Consider the following 1,094-nt stretch of genomic DNA (forward strand, 5'->3'; position numbering starts at 1 on the left):
TTATGCCGAGCTCGGCATAATCCTCCTTGCGGTGTTCCTATTACAGAGTCTTCATACTCATCATCAATCATAATTCCACTGACAAGATACTTTCTCACAATGGAGATGACATCTCCATCCTTGATTGTTCTTCCAATCAAGGTCATCAGCTTGTCATGATTCACTGTGTCAAAGAACTTTTCCAAGTCAATGTCTACAATCCAATCATTGCCATCATTCATCATATCAAGTGCTGTTAGGATTGCTTGCTGTGCACACCTATTCGGTCTGAATCCATAACTGTGGTCATGGAATTGTTCCTCATAGATTGGTGTTAGTACCTGTGCGATGGCTTGTTGTACAAATCTGTCTGTTACTGTTGGTACTCCTAGGTTTCTGACACCACCATCAGGCTTTGGTATCTCCACTCTTCGTACTGGTTGAGGTTTGTATTTTCTTGTCCTCAGCTGTTCCTTGATGATTTCGCCGTTCTTTGCAAGATGTTCCTTGAGTTCTGTGTACTTCATTCCGTCCACTCCCTCTGCACCTTTGTTTCGTACGACTTGCAGATATGCTCTATTGAGATTATCGCTAGATAAAATCTGCTCCATTAGACTACCTGTGTCCATGCGTTCTTTCCTTTCCGTCTCGCTTGATTTGACCATCTTTTACCCGATTGGTTACGGCAGATGTTGTCATTTCTGCAATACGAGACATACTCAAACTTATTGATTGTTCACCCCTTCGCTCCATTTCCGTTACAGAAACTTCTTCACTACTATGGGTTCGGCTGACTTCTCACAGTTCGTTGTTACTAGGCTAATGAAACCTCTGTGAGACCTCCACGCTTAAGGTGCACGCTCTTTCCTCTCATCTATCCGCCACATTTACTCGTACTTCCAGCAACTTTTGGACTTCATCTTCTTTTGCAGACTTATCCGTATTTCCGAGCCTTATATGTGATTTCTGTCCGTCGGACCAAGAGTTTGCTTACAGCTTCCTTCAGATTCCACCTCACGATGGACACCCTTGCTGTTCGGCTATACACTTCCTCGTTGCCTAGGCGTGTTCGGGACTTTCACCCGTTAGAGCGCGCCCATGGCGCGCAAACAAAA

Annotated in this window: 1 protein-coding gene; it reads right to left on the bottom strand. The window is 44.4% G+C overall.

Annotated features, from left to right (window positions below):
- A partial coding sequence (locus ACQRCC_RS15520) for a reverse transcriptase domain-containing protein (RefSeq protein ID WP_427851649.1) occupies positions 1–608 on the bottom strand: 608 nt, incomplete at its 3' end.
- Positions 609–1,094 lie beyond the last annotated feature (486 nt).

This window comes from Sporofaciens sp. SGI.106, from assembly GCF_050314255.1.
Classification (GTDB): Bacteria; Bacillota; Clostridia; order Lachnospirales; family Lachnospiraceae; genus Claveliimonas.